General features: G+C 34.3%; 14 protein-coding genes. 5 read left to right on the top strand and 9 right to left on the bottom strand.

The window, feature by feature from the left end:
• Positions 1–36 precede the first annotated feature (36 nt).
• Complete coding sequence (locus AM499_RS10805) at positions 37–552, top strand: CotY/CotZ family spore coat protein (protein ID WP_053590222.1); 516 nt, start codon at positions 37–39, stop codon at positions 550–552.
• A 100-nt stretch (positions 553–652) separates the two neighbouring features.
• On the opposite strand, the gene AM499_RS10810 is transcribed toward AM499_RS10805, so the two are convergent.
• The 6 genes from AM499_RS10810 to AM499_RS10835 all read right to left on the bottom strand — a co-directional run bounded on the left by AM499_RS10810 (position 653) and on the right by AM499_RS10835 (position 5,440).
• Positions 653–1,042 carry a hypothetical protein gene (locus tag AM499_RS10810; protein WP_053590223.1) on the bottom strand — a complete coding sequence of 130 codons (390 nt, stop codon included), beginning with the start codon at positions 1,040–1,042 and terminating at the stop codon, positions 653–655.
• 60 nt (positions 1,043–1,102) lie between these two features.
• Positions 1,103–2,449: a magnesium transporter gene (gene mgtE, locus AM499_RS10815; protein WP_231687571.1), complete on the bottom strand. Its 1,347-nt coding sequence runs from the start codon at positions 2,447–2,449 to the stop codon at positions 1,103–1,105.
• 199 nt (positions 2,450–2,648) lie between these two features.
• Positions 2,649–3,548: an RluA family pseudouridine synthase gene (locus AM499_RS10820; protein ID WP_053590225.1), complete on the bottom strand. Its 900-nt coding sequence runs from the start codon at positions 3,546–3,548 to the stop codon at positions 2,649–2,651.
• Positions 3,545–4,351, bottom strand: a complete 807-nt coding sequence (locus AM499_RS10825) for an NAD kinase (protein WP_053590226.1) — start codon at positions 4,349–4,351, stop codon at positions 3,545–3,547. The genes AM499_RS10820 and AM499_RS10825 overlap by 4 nt, the downstream gene beginning before the upstream one ends.
• Positions 4,351–5,028, bottom strand: a complete 678-nt coding sequence (locus AM499_RS10830; protein ID WP_053590227.1) for a GTP diphosphokinase — start codon at positions 5,026–5,028, stop codon at positions 4,351–4,353. Before AM499_RS10830 ends, AM499_RS10825 begins: the two co-directional genes overlap by 1 nt.
• 28 nt (positions 5,029–5,056) lie before the next feature.
• Complete coding sequence (locus AM499_RS10835) at positions 5,057–5,440, bottom strand: UPF0738 family protein (protein ID WP_053590228.1); 384 nt, start codon at positions 5,438–5,440, stop codon at positions 5,057–5,059.
• A 98-nt stretch (positions 5,441–5,538) separates the two neighbouring features.
• Between AM499_RS10835 and AM499_RS10840 the strand changes: the two genes are divergently transcribed.
• The 4 genes from AM499_RS10840 to AM499_RS10855 all read left to right on the top strand — a co-directional run bounded on the left by AM499_RS10840 (position 5,539) and on the right by AM499_RS10855 (position 8,135).
• Positions 5,539–6,114 (top strand): CYTH domain-containing protein, encoded by a 576-nt coding sequence (locus AM499_RS10840; protein WP_053590229.1) that lies wholly within the window; start codon positions 5,539–5,541, stop codon positions 6,112–6,114.
• Positions 6,115–6,120: 6 nt separating this feature from the next.
• Positions 6,121–6,768, top strand: coding sequence for a lytic transglycosylase domain-containing protein (locus AM499_RS10845; protein ID WP_053590230.1), 648 nt, complete (start codon positions 6,121–6,123; stop codon positions 6,766–6,768).
• Positions 6,769–6,924: 156 nt separating this feature from the next.
• Positions 6,925–7,323, top strand: a complete 399-nt coding sequence (locus AM499_RS10850; RefSeq protein WP_053590231.1) for a globin domain-containing protein — start codon at positions 6,925–6,927, stop codon at positions 7,321–7,323.
• On the top strand, positions 7,320–8,135 hold the full coding sequence (locus AM499_RS10855) for a DsbA family protein (RefSeq protein ID WP_053590232.1): 816 nt from the start codon (positions 7,320–7,322) through the stop codon (positions 8,133–8,135). Before AM499_RS10850 ends, AM499_RS10855 begins: the two co-directional genes overlap by 4 nt.
• A 1,130-nt stretch (positions 8,136–9,265) precedes the next feature.
• On the opposite strand, the gene pepF is transcribed toward AM499_RS10855, so the two are convergent.
• The 3 genes from pepF to mecA all read right to left on the bottom strand — a co-directional run bounded on the left by pepF (position 9,266) and on the right by mecA (position 13,092).
• The gene (pepF, locus tag AM499_RS10865) at positions 9,266–11,086 is read right to left on the bottom strand and encodes an oligoendopeptidase F (RefSeq protein WP_053590234.1); all 1,821 of its coding nucleotides are present in this window, start codon (positions 11,084–11,086) and stop codon (positions 9,266–9,268) included.
• 62 nt (positions 11,087–11,148) lie between these two features.
• Positions 11,149–12,303 carry a competence protein CoiA gene (locus tag AM499_RS10870; RefSeq protein WP_053590235.1) on the bottom strand — a complete coding sequence of 385 codons (1,155 nt, stop codon included), beginning with the start codon at positions 12,301–12,303 and terminating at the stop codon, positions 11,149–11,151.
• Between the two features lie 120 nt (positions 12,304–12,423).
• Positions 12,424–13,092 (bottom strand): adaptor protein MecA, encoded by a 669-nt coding sequence (mecA, locus tag AM499_RS10875; protein ID WP_053590236.1) that lies wholly within the window; start codon positions 13,090–13,092, stop codon positions 12,424–12,426.
• Between the last annotated feature and the right edge of the window lie 97 nt (positions 13,093–13,189).

Consider the following 13,189-nt stretch of genomic DNA (forward strand, 5'->3'; position numbering starts at 1 on the left):
CTACATAAGTTAGATAGAGAAGAGGAGGTGAAATCAATGGGTTGTGGAAGAGTTGAAGATATTGCAGATGTAAGAAGAAATGAAGGCTGTGTTTGTGACGTTGTTCGTGCAATCAAAGATATTCAAGATCAAGCAACACGTGACGATTGTCCAGGATGTCCAACAAGTTGTTTCTTAGAACCACTAGGTGGTATCGTTAGTCCAGCACGTAACCAAGCGGACACACGTGTATTTATGCTTTTGAATAAAGACGGTACTCCATTCAAAGCATTTTTCCGAGATAGAGATAGATGCGATAATGATTGTTTCTCCGTATTTTTCCGAGTGGAAGATATTTTTGATACATGCTGCGCAACATTACGCGTATTAGAACCGCTAGATAGAGAAAGAAATGAAGTTGATTTGTTAAATGATGATGGTACTAAAATCGACTTAAGACAAATTTGTAAAGTTCGTAATTGGAGATTGACTGGTAGCTGTGTAACAGTCGATTTAAATTGTTTCTGTGCAATCGAATGTATAGCGGACGTATTTTTAGATGTATGTGACTGATTAGTTTCCTCCTCGCAATGTCTACTCCGTTCGGGATTTCCCGAACGGTTTTATCGTTTATACAGAAAAAAAACTACCCTTCATAGGATAGTTTTTTTGTTCATTTCATTTCCACGCCACGCCACACTATTTTTTCTACTTTATTTACGGGGTAAGTAACAATTTCACCTTCTCCAATTATTAAAGTCACTACATCATCATCTACATCTGCTACCTCACCCTGAAGGTAAATACCACCTTCCATATGAAACACTAGTGGCCGATACGCCTTCCGTTGAAATGGCTTAGAAAGAAAGTACAATTTTTCTAATATAGCAAGTGTTTTTTTTGACATAGTTGTTCTAATTTCGTATATGGAAGTACTTTCATCTTGGACTTCTTCTACAGCATCCATTTGGACTTCCACCGGTACGCTAACTTTAACGTTTGGTGGTAAATGGAATACAGGCGGTGCTTTTATAAATAATAAAGGATCATTGAAAGAGTTCACAGACACATCCTTTTTTGCTTTAATTTATGCTTCATTAGATGAAATGGTGAAAATACCTTCTCACGATAAGGAGGAAATAAATAATGTAGCAAGTCCAAGATAGATTAAAATACTTACTACGTCATTAATCGTAGTAATAAACGGACCAGATGCAACAGCAGGATCGATCTTCATTCGATGGATTAGCAAAGGAATAAATGAACCTCCAAGTGTAGCGACAAAAATAGACCCAAAAATTGCAGCTCCAACTAGTAATCCTATTAATAAGTCATGTTTCCAAAAGAAAACTATGCCTACCACTATCAAACCACATAATAGACCAGTTATTAGTCCCGTTCCAGCTTCCCGTAGTAATATTTTAAATTTGCTTTCTTCTTCAATATCTCCTGTTGCAATACCTCTAATGGCAACAGCTAATGCTTGTGTTCCACTATTACCTGCAGTACCTGCTATTAGCGGAATAAAAACAGCAAGCAAAGCAACCTGTTCCAAAGTTTCTGTAAAAATACTCATTAAATTTGCTGTCATCATACCTAAAAATAATAATACGATAAGCCAAGGTAATCTCTTCTTAGCAGCAGTGAAAGGACTTTTGTCAAATGTATCCATATCAGAAACTCCGGCAAGTTTAGAATAATCGTCAGAAGCTTCTTCATCTAATACATCTATGACATCATCGACAGTAATAATTCCAAGTAGATGTTGTTCAAAATCTACTACTGGTACTGCAAGAAAATCATAATCTTTTATAGTACGAGCAACCTCTTCTTGATCTTCACTTACTAAAACACTAACGACACGTTCATTCATTATTTCTTTAATCAATGTATCTTCATCAGCTATGATTAAATCACGAAGAGATATAACCCCTGTCAATTTATGGGAATCATTTACAACAAATAAATAATAAATTGTTTCGGCGTTTGGAGCCTCATTTCGCAAAATTGTCATCGCTGATCTACATGTAGATGATTCTGGAATTGCTACATATTCAGTAGTCATGATAGAACCCGCAGTATATTCTTCATAATGGAGAAGCTCTTTAATTTCTTGTGCAGATTCTTCGTCCATAATACTTAAATAACTCGCTACTTGGTCTTTCCCTAATTCGTTCAAGACGTCAACAGCATTATCTGCATACATATAAGAGAGCATATCTGCAGCGTATGTGGTGTCCATTTCTTTTAAATAAAATTCATATTGTTCCTCTTCGAACTTAGTCGCTTCAAAAATTTCCGCCAATTCCTTTGGAGAGAGATAGTGATATATTTTCTTCCTTATTTCAGGCTCCACCTTCTCAAAAAATAACGATTGATCATATGGGTGAAGTTGCATAAATTCATCCCTGAACTCATCCATTAAATCATTTGAGAGAATGTCAATTAACTGGGATTCTTCTAATGCAATTGGATTCAATTCTTCTTTCACGTTTCTCACTCCTTTCTGCGGTTATCCTTATTCATTGTATGAGGTTTAACGATATTAAGCAACATCCGTAAAGTATGTTTTATAAAATTATTCCCTGGGAAATTATCTTAAAACTAATTTAATATATAATAAAACAAATCCCTCCATAATACCTTTTAGACAGGTAAAATAAAGGGATTTATAATAAAATTTGATACATATCTTTAGGGAAAGGCGCTTCTATAAGAAGATTTTCTTTTGTAAATGGATGAATTAACTTTATCGACTTTGCATGTAACGCTTGTCGATCAATTAGAAATCGACTCCCTCCATACAAATCATCGCCAATCAATGGATGACCAATTGACATCATATGTACTCGAATTTGATGTGTTCGCCCAGTATGAAGATTTAATCGCACATGGGTAATATTTTCTTCTTGAAATGTAAAACGCTTAATTACTTGGACCGTTGTTTTTGCATACTTACCTTCTGAAGTAATGATTCGTTCAATGATACTTCCATTCTTACGACCTATTGGTGCTTCAATTGTAAAAGAATCTTCCATCACATGTCCATGCACAATCGCTTCATATGTCCTATAAATCGAACCTGTTTTTTGCATTTCACTTAACAAATGATGAGCATGTCTATGCTTAGCAATACAAATAATTCCTGAAGTATCCTTATCTAATCTTGTAACAATATGAATTGTAGAAGCAATTCCTTTTGATTGATAATAGCCTGCAACTTTATTGGCTATCGTTCCATTTGGATGCTCTCTAGAAGGAATTGTACTTATTCCTGCTTCTTTTAAAATTATTAGTATATGATCATCTTCAAAAAGAATTGGAAAGTCACCAAATTCGGGGATAAGTCCCTCACTTTTTTTCTCTTCTGGAAAAATAAGGGATACAATATCTCCAACTTTTAGTTCATGTCTTACAGTCTTTTCTTCCCCATTAACTAAAATTTTTCCACCTTCATATTTAATACTCGTCAAAGCTTTTTTTGAAATACCATACTTTCTGATTGCATCTCTAAGTAGTATATGATCTTCCTTCATTGTAAATGTTAGCGTTAATTTTGTGTTTTTCATTCTTTCAAATCACTATCAATAAACGAATCATGCACACGTTGCCAAAATGGAAATGAACGAAAACGAGCAAAACGTATTTTTTCATTGGCAACTCGATACATAATAGATTGAACATCTTTATGCAAAAGTTGCAAATGATCTACTGTTACCATAAAATCTGGACCTTTTACTGGTTTTAATAAACACGAATGATGCTTCGGTAATACAAGGGGTGAACCAACCGTACGGAAAACACGGTTATTAATAGAAGCAATTTCTGCTAATTGCATCGCCTCTAACGATGGATGAACGATAGCACCACCAAGTGCTTTGTTATATGCCGTACTTCCAGATGGAGTAGACATACACAATCCATCACCTCTAAAACGTTCGAAGTGCATACCGTTTAGCTCTACGTCCATTACTAAAGTAACGTCAGGAGATTTTACGGTTGATTCATTCACCGCTAAATAAACCGAGCTATCTTCTTCATGACGATAGTTAATCGTAACTTCCAGTAATGGATATTCTATTACATCGTATTCTTTCTTAGCAATACTAATAACTAACTTTTCAATTTCAACCGGTTTCCAATCCGCGTAAAATCCTAAATGTCCAGTATGAATACCAACAAAAGCTACGGAAGATGTTAAGTGCTTATACTTATGAAAAGCATGTAATAATGTTCCGTCACCACCAATGGATAAAACGATATCAGGATTTTCTTCATCAAATGTAAGACCGAAATCCACTAGATACAATTTTGCATCTTCCATTAACTTATTGGAAAGATCATCATTTCGAGACTGTATGAAAAATTTCATTATTCACGAGACCTCTCTTCTGTTTGGTTTAGATGTAGTTTTGGATTGGACAATTCTTTTATTTCGCTAAAATATTTTTGAGCTTCTTGAATTTCTCCTCTGATTAAGGACATTTCTTCATCTAAGCGAAAGGCCGCTTCTGCTGCGTATTGTAATCTTTTTTTAATTTCTTCAGGAAATACGCCTTTGTATTTATAGTTTAAAGAATGCTCAATAGATGCCCAAAAATTCATTGCAAGCGTACGAATTTGAATTTCAGCTAATATGTTTATTTCTCCATGGATTGTTTGAACTGGGTATTCAATTATCATATGATACGATCTATATCCACTCTGTTTTTTGTGAGAAATATAGTCTCGTTCTTCTACAATTGTTAAGTCATTACGTGCACGTAATAAATTAACGACGGTTTCAATATCATCAACAAATTGACACATCATCCTTACCCCTGCAATATCCGGTATTTCTTTCGCTAATACATCAGAAGGCACGAATACAATTCCTTTTTCTAATGATTTATCATATATACTTGCTAATGGTTTAACCCGTCCAGTTACAAATTCAATCGGGGAGTTTATATTTTCTATTTCATATTGTGTACGCATTCCCTTTAGCTTAATTTTCAGCTCTGAAACTGCTTGCTTGTACGGCTCTAAAAAACGTTCCCACTGCCCCATAAGCGTGACCTCCACTCCACATGACTTTCTATGCTTTAAGAATCTCGTTAAATGCTTCCTCTACCGCACTTGAAAATTCAACACCATAGTTTTCATTTCCTTCGATATTGAAAATTAGCATCTCAAGTTCTTCTCGAAACATATCTAACACTAATTCATCCTCACCATATTGCAAAGTTGGATCTTTTGTTGCTTTTAATGTAGTAACTAAAAGCGGCCATACATCTTGTCCAAACTTAACATAATGATATCCGGTTTCATCTTCTAGTAAATAAACAAATGCTAACGAATCTGAATCCGTTATCATTTGACCGCCTGCTTTTATTTGTGGATTTATTGGATTGTCATCTAAAATAAATCTGATATCATTTTCTAATTGCACACCACTGTGCACATTATAAGTAATAGGCAAAGTATATCTTCCTCTCTATCCATTCTTCCCCTATTTTATCATATTGAATGTCGTTGCAAAGCGTCTATAATAGAAATAATAAGAAAGGTTGTGAATTCATGCATACTGAAAAAGAAATCGAATTTAAAAACTTATTGACTAAAGATGAATTCGAACAAATGCTCGCTCATTTTCAAGTAGACTCAGATGATTTCTATACACAAACTAATTACTATTTTGATACTTCAAGTAATTATTTTAAAGAAAAGAAAATGGGCTTTCGCTTGCGAGTGATGGCCAATAAAAATGAACTCACATTAAAAGTTCCTGAGAAAGAGCATATTATGAACGAAACAACATATCTACTAACGGATAGTGAAAAAGAAGAGATTTTGCAGAACCTCCATTTTCCAGATATTCCAATTATAAATCAAATAAAGAATGAAGGAACTCTCACTTGTATAGGAAGTATGCAAACTAATCGGGCTAATAAAACCTTTGAAAATGGAATGCTCTTTTTTGATCATTCACTTTATAGTCAAACAGAAGATTTTGAAGTAGAATATGAGTGTGATAATGTCGAAAATGGAAAAAAAGTATTTGTAAATTTATTGGAATCACTTCAGATACCCATAAGAAGTGCCGATAAAAAGATTGCACGACTAATAAACTATAATCATACCTTGAAAGGTTGACACCTTGTGGATATACAATCATTAAAAACATTATTAGAAATTAATGCTATGCAAACCCTAGGATCAGTACAAAGTTCTCAAAACTCTAGTAATTCTTCCTTGTTTTCAGACCTACTTGGAGAAGTACTTCAAGATAGCGGAAGTACTGCGAATTCCAATACTGCTAACTCTCTTTTTTATAATGGGAATGCTCCAGTATTTATTCCATCAAGTATTTCTATTCAAAATGACAGTCTAGCAACAACTTTATCGTCTTTCACATCACAAGGCGTTGCTTCTTCTAATTATGATGAAATTATTCAACACGCTGCTTCAAAATACAATTTACCTGAAAAGCTTATTTCATCCGTCATTAAACAAGAATCGAATTTTAACGCCAATGCTGTAAGTACGGCAGGTGCTTCTGGATTAATGCAATTAATGCCTGGTACTGCAAAATATTTAGGAGTAACTAACATTTTGGATCCTTTAGACAACATAATGGGCGGCGCAAAATATTTACGTCAGATGCTTAACCAATTTGATGGGAATATTGAAACTGCTCTTGCTGCATATAATGCCGGACCAGGAGCTGTTAAGAAATATGATGGTATTCCACCATATAAAGAGACGCAAAACTACGTAAAAAAAGTGATGAATTACTTCCAAGCTTAATTCGTCACTTTACTGACCCCTACATGATGCATAATGAAACGACCTCATTTAGTGGTCGTTTTTTTATGGCTCTAACTTTAGAGACAGTCTAATTGTTTGAGATATTTGATGCAGATTGATAGAATATAAATAGAGCTAAGCAAAGGAGTCAGAAAGATGACAGAAAAACCAATTCTTCCTTTTGATGAAATCGGAGCAGAAAAATTATCAGAGTTAGTCGATGCATTCTATAGTAATGTAGCAAAACATCCTAAGCTGAAGCCAATCTTCCCAAATGATTTAACAGAAACTGCAAGAAAACAGAAACAATTTTTAACTCAATATTTAGGTGGCCCTAATTTATATACTGAAGAACACGGACATCCTATGATGAAGATGCGCCATAATCCGTTTCCAATCACATCCGAACGTGCAGAAGCCTGGCTTGCTTGTATGAGTGATGCAATGGATAAAGTGGGTCTAGAAGGAAAGTTCCGTGATAATTTTTTTAGAAGACTTGTACTTACTGCCAACCACATGGTCAATCAAATGAGTCATGAGGAGGAAAAAATGTGACAAGAATACAAATTCCGGCTGAAACGATTGCACATTCTTTAATAAACAAGCCAATTGAAATGTATATTTTTCTTGATCCTCTTTGTTCAGCTTGTTGGGATTTGCAACCAATCATTCGGAAATTGCAAGTGGAATATGGACAGTATTTTACAGTTCGCACAGTACTAAGTACTCAAATTAGTAAATTGAACACTGTTTGCAAAAAACCAAAGGAACAGATACTAAAAACAGAATATGATGTATCTGAAATAGAGCACCCTGTTTTCCCTACAATTGCAGTTAAAGCTGCAGAGTTTCAAGGAAAAAAAGCAGCAATACGTTATTTTAATAAACTACAAGAACATCTCTTTCTAAAAACTAGAAACGTAACCTCCTTCTCTGTGCTTCAAGATTTAGCAAATGAGGTTAAAATTGATGTGAAGGAATTTACAAATGATTTTCAGTCAAAAGAATGTGCTCGTTCTTTTCAAAATGATTTATCGATAACAAGTGAAATGGAAGTAACTTCTTTTCCAAGTATCGTTTTCTTCAACGAAAATATAGAAGACGAAGGCATTAAAGTGTCCGGCATTTATCCTTATGAAATTTATGTACAAATATTATCGGAAATGCTTTATGAAGAACCTAAGAAACAACAACCGCCGACCCTAGAAAAGTTATTTGACTGGTTCCATTCAATATCAACTAGTGAAATAGCTTGCTATTATAATATATCTGAACAACTAGCCGAGCGTGAAATGAAAAAACGTCTATTATTACAAGAGGTGGAAAGAGTTTTCATAGAGGGCAACGTTTTGTGGCAATTAAAATAAATAAAAGCAGTCTAACATTTCAGTGTTATAAAACTAGAATGTTAGACTGCTTTTTAAATTGGTCTATAATTCTTGTTAGGAGCATGAAAAAAGAACAAGAGGTGCGTAGGAGAGGTGCAACACCGCGAACAGTACAAGCTGAAAATCCATCCCCCCGAAACGTAGCGAAAATCAAAGCCTTCGCAAAAAAGAGTGCAGTGAAATTGTCTGAACAAAATCACTACACCTCAACATTTTAATTAGATTCTTTAAATAATAAGTTATACTTTATATTTACATAAAAATAATGAAAAAGAAAAAGCCCATTCCTCCAATTGAGGAAAAGGCCTTTTCTTTTTACAAAGGGGATGGGAGAAATGTTCACGTTCAAACAAAGGGGTGTATGTTATCTTGTGATTTATTTCACACTCTTACTTTAACATGTCATTTTTAAAAATACAATATATTAGATACTCTTTTCACAAAATCGTCATACATAGGACGTCTAACCTTTATTAATTACTTTATTAATTACTTAATCAATACCTTTATCCGCATTGGTCATCACAACCAGCACCTGCCAAATACACGGATGTGCGCTTGCTGCACAGTACGCATCCGCCCCGCAGGATAAGTCGCTCCTTCGTCCAATCCCTCATTACTTTACGAGACTCCATTCTGCTCATTCCAGTGGCGTGTTTGGCGCACATCCTGATAACTTCTGAAAGATGACCATCAGATCAGATAACAATCGATTAAATAGATACAATTCAATGAAAGAAGTATGCCAAATTCAGTTTTTCAGTATTATTTATTAACATTCTTGCTGAACCATCTGATTGTATACGTGGACCAACCGATTATTGAGACAAACCATCCAATTATCTAGGCGAACCAACCGATTATTGAGACAAATCATCCGATTATCTAACCGAACCAACCGATTATTGAGACAAGCCGTCCGTTTCGGCCGAATAAGCATTTTTTCTGACCGGATAGAAAAAATTGTGTCCGGATAAACGTAAATATGATCGGATAATAAACTTTGTACCCGGATAAATTACTATCTGTCTGTTTAACATCTTTTCTACATTAAAAATGGACTAATTATAAAAAAAAAGACCGACATAAAAGATGTCAGTCTTTCGATCTTATTCTCCTAAAAGCAGCTGCTCTAGTTCATTTAGTTTTTCTTCGAATACACGACATGCTTCCTCAATTGGAGCGGCAGTATTCATATCTACCCCAGCCTTTTTCAACACTTCAATTGGATAATCTGAGCATCCAGCTTTTAAAAATTCATTAATATAGCGATCAACTGCTGGCTTGCCCTCTGTCAGTATTTGATTGCTAAGCGCAGTAGCAGCACTTAATCCTGTTGCATATTGATACACATAATAATTGTAGTAGAAATGTGGAATGCGTGCCCATTCTAGTCCAATTTGCTCATCAATAATAATTTCATCACCAAAATACTTTTTGTTTAAATTGTAATATTCCTCTGTCAGCTTATCTGCAGTAAGGGCTTCTCCGTCTTGATCTAGTTTGTGAATGATATGCTCAAATTCAGCAAACATTGTTTGACGGAAAACTGTCCCACGGAAACCTTCTAACCAATGATTTAATAAATATATACGTTTTTTAGGATCTTCAATTGTTTTCAACAAGTAATCATTTAACAATGCTTCATTACTTGTTGATGCAACCTCTGCAACGAATATAGAATAATCTCCATAAACATATGGTTGATTTGCTCGAGTATAATAACTGTGTATACTATGTCCAAACTCATGTGCTAACGTGAATAAATTATTCACGTTATTTTGCCAGTTCATTAATATATATGGATTTGTTCCATACGAACCCGAAGAATATGCTCCTGACCGTTTTCCCTTCGTTTCTACAACGTCTACCCAACGATTTTCCAATCCTTTTTTCACTAGGGATACATACTCTTCCCCTAGTGGTTCAAAGCTCTTTAGCATTGTATTGCATGCTTCTTCATACGTATACTCCATATCTACCTCTTTAACAAGTGGTGTATATAAATCCCACATATGAAGTTCATCTACACCTAACACTTTCTTCCGTAATCCTACATACTTATGAAGTAAATGCACATTTTTATTGATCGTACCTACTAAATTATCGTATACACTTTCCGGAATATGATTTTGGGACATTACAGCTTCACGAGCAGACGCATAATTTCTAATCTTTGCGTTTACATTGTCCCCTTTCACATTACCACTTAAAGTGGAGGCAAAAGTATTACGAAACTTACCATAGGTGTCATACATCGCTTTGAATGCATCCTCGCGTACTCTTCCATCTTCACTTTCTAATAAGCGAGTATATCTGCCGTGTGTAAGTTGTATTTCATTACCATCTTCATCTTTTATAAATGGAAATTCTAAATCAGCATTATTTAATTTACCAAATGTATCGGCAGATGCACCAGCTATTTCGGAATATTGAGCAAGGAGTGCTTCTTGTTCTTGTGAAAGAACATGAGGGCGTTCCTTATTAATTTCTTCTAACAACTGGTTGTATAATTTCAAGTCATTATTCTGTGATAAATAACTCGAAATGATTGCTTCATCTATAGATAATATTTCAGGAACTAAGAAAGACAATTCAGTGGAAACCTTTACAAAAAGGGATTTGATACGGCTCTCCATTGCTTGATAAGTGCTATTTGCTGTATCTTGATCATGACGCATATGTGCATACGTATATAGTTTGCGTAAACGTTCCGTTAGTTCATCTCTATATTTTAAAACAGCTAATAGTGCGTCTGCTCCATTATTAATGGTTCCTTTGTATGAAGCTGCTTTTTTAGATAGCTCTGAAACTTCCTTGAACTCCTTTTCCCATACATCATTAGAAGCAAAAATATCTTCTAATTTCCATGTTAAATGCTCATCAACTTCTTCTCGTGATAAGATTTTGTTCTTTGTTACTGCAGTCATGATGAACTCCCCTTCCATTTGCTTCGAATTTCGAATCACTTTTTATTTTCTCAATTTTCTAGTTAATATGCAAGAAAATCACTGTACAATAGTTTAACCATTTTAGGAAAATTGATATGACCATCATAACCATCTTCCCCAATTTTAAGCATACTTTCATTTAAAATATTTATATAAGCTTTTACCGCTAGTAGCTTTTGTTCATCTCCCGCTAGTCCAATTGGTCGGATTCGAATAAATTCCTTAGCATGCGAAACGTTGGCAGAGTCAATTGGTACATTTATTTCTTTTAAATAATCAAGAAGTTGAATTTGCCATTCCACTGCATGGACACCAAATACTTCTGCATAGGCAGTTGGAATTCCAATAAACAACGGGAGTTTTAATGGAGATATTCTCCATCTATAACATACTTGTAAAAAGGCAGATTGGATTCCTCTTCTATTATAGTAATACAAGTGATTAATATGCTTGAACCTATGGTTTTGATATAGATAAAGATATTTTTGAAATTCTTCCATTGATATGCGCTTTAAAACCGCAAATGGCCATGTTTGATCGTTTATAGATAATTTTTTCGTTTTGATAATATAAGTATTTGCTTTAATATGAAGCATATTTGAAATATATTGAAATTGTTTTGTACGGGGACAGTAGGTGATAATGGTTTTTCCATCAGTAGGATATCTAACAAAGAAGTGTTTTTTAAATGCGGATAACTTCATGATACCAATGTCATTAATAGGGAGCTCAGTGATAGGGGGAGTTCTTAGTATCCATAATGGTGTTATGGATTGTTTCTTATAGCCTTTTGACCGATCAATTACAAGAGAGGTAGGTATTTGACTACATTGAAATTCAATAGCGATGGACTGCCTCTTGTCTTTGATTAATATATCAGGTCTCTGTTTAATTGAAGGTATATATCCCTCTAAATAAGCTTGTACTTTTTTCTGTTGAAAAAATGAAAACAATTGAAGTTTACCGTTTAGATGATCTTCGGTTTCTCCTTCAGAAAATGAGCTGACACAATCCGAACTACTTCTGTGAGCAAAATGCGGGATATTAATTTGTCCATTTTTTAATATGACTTCTTCTCTGCATTGTAGACAATAAAAAGTTGTATGCTTCTTACATTCCGATAGATGTTCTTTTGTATAGTGCGCTGGCACAAAAATCTTTCCATGTTTTGTAATTGCGGTAAGAAATTTAAACACCTCCTTACTCAAAGTTACGAATATTCAGATAAAAAGTCAAGTCCATACAATATTTTGTATTGTACAAACTTTAGTAGAAAATAGTTCTCAAATAAAAAAAAACCTTCTATTACAGAAGGTTTAAAAATGTTTGTTTAGTTCTTGAAATGCATCGTTTGCTATTATTTCTTTCCCGTATTCTTGAATTATATGAATTGTTTTATTTGTTTTATTAGCAAATTCTGATATAACACTTAGCGTATCCAGAATAGATACCAGTTCATTCATATCAAAGTTAAAGTGTACATTCAAGTAATATTTATCTTCATAATAATATAACGATGACTGGGTTATTTTTTTATCCATTTTTTTAGCCAGAGGGAGCAAGTCATCAAAATTTTCAAATACAAACGTATAATCTGATGGTAATTCTTCTAAATCGTCCATATAGTTTGGAAAGTCTTCAAACTCATGGGGACCTATAGAACTTGATACACCGTTTTTGAAAATTTTTCCTGATTGATCTTCCAATTCAAAACTTGATTCTGATCGGTCATTTCCTTTAGTCATTTCCGTTCGAGTAACAATTACTTCCAAACCTTTTTCCATCGCATGAACTTGAATCCATAATGGACCATCTAAATCGTCAAAATGATCATCATCATGAACCTCATCCATCATCTCCCAAAAAAGCTGCTCGCTCTTATCTTTGTTAAACCATATTTCATCTCGGCTGAAGCCTCTTTCTTCAATGTCGATGTATGAAATGTATACTTTGAAAGTGTTATCATTGATACGCTCGATATCCATTTAACACATCTCCTTTCGCTTCTGACCGTTTCTTGCTGCAATGTCTACTACTATTGTATGTTGTTTAATAAAAAAAGAAAAGGATTCATGCTCACCT

The sequence above is a fragment of the Bacillus sp. FJAT-22090 genome, assembly GCF_001278755.1.
In the GTDB taxonomy this organism is placed as follows: domain Bacteria; phylum Bacillota; class Bacilli; order Bacillales_A; family Planococcaceae; genus Psychrobacillus.

Excerpts from the sequence above, each read along its gene's own strand:
- AM499_RS10805 (WP_053590222.1), top strand. The coding sequence starts at position 37 with ATGGGTTGTGGAAGAGTTGAAGATATTGCAGATGTAAGAAGAAATGAA.
- AM499_RS10820 (WP_053590225.1), bottom strand. The coding sequence starts at position 3,548 with ATGAAAAACACAAAATTAACGCTAACATTTACAATGAAGGAAGATCAT.
- AM499_RS10825 (WP_053590226.1), bottom strand. The coding sequence starts at position 4,351 with ATGAAATTTTTCATACAGTCTCGAAATGATGATCTTTCCAATAAGTTA.
- AM499_RS10830 (WP_053590227.1), bottom strand. The coding sequence starts at position 5,028 with ATGGGGCAGTGGGAACGTTTTTTAGAGCCGTACAAGCAAGCAGTTTCA.
- AM499_RS10840 (WP_053590229.1), top strand. The coding sequence starts at position 5,539 with ATGCATACTGAAAAAGAAATCGAATTTAAAAACTTATTGACTAAAGAT.
- AM499_RS10850 (WP_053590231.1), top strand. The coding sequence starts at position 6,925 with ATGACAGAAAAACCAATTCTTCCTTTTGATGAAATCGGAGCAGAAAAA.
- pepF (WP_053590234.1), bottom strand. The coding sequence starts at position 11,086 with ATGACTGCAGTAACAAAGAACAAAATCTTATCACGAGAAGAAGTTGAT.
- mecA (WP_053590236.1), bottom strand. The coding sequence starts at position 13,092 with ATGGATATCGAGCGTATCAATGATAACACTTTCAAAGTATACATTTCA.